This window comes from Mesorhizobium sp. M5C.F.Ca.ET.164.01.1.1 (genome assembly GCF_004792125.1).
GTDB classification, from domain to species: Bacteria; Pseudomonadota; Alphaproteobacteria; order Rhizobiales; family Rhizobiaceae; genus Mesorhizobium; species Mesorhizobium wenxiniae.
Genome location: NZ_SRTG01000487.1, coordinates 1 through 300, shown reverse-complemented (window position 1 = coordinate 300; position 300 = coordinate 1). Strand labels below are relative to the sequence as shown.

1 pseudogene is annotated in these 300 nt (G+C 60.3%); it reads left to right on the top strand.

What is annotated here, in order from left to right:
- Nucleotides 1-300, top strand: a pseudogene (locus EN807_RS34400) (catalase HPII); the annotation flags it as partial.

Below are 300 nucleotides of genomic sequence, written 5' to 3'. Positions count from 1 at the left end.
GGACGATCTCGAACCCTCACCGGCGCTCAGCATAATCGAGAATGGGCCAGACAGTTTCGCGGGACGCAAGGTCGGCGTGCTGGTGAGTTCCGGCACCGATGCCGCGTTGCTGAAGAAGCTGCAATCGGCGATTGAGAAGGAAGGTGCGACGATAGAGGTGGTTGCCCCGAAAGTCGGCGGTGTCGAAGCCGGGGATGGAAGCTGGATCGAAGCCAGGCATATGATCGACGGAGGACCCTCCGTCCTGTTCGATGCCATAGCTGTCCTGTTGTCGGAAGAGGGAGCAGATCGGCTAGCCAG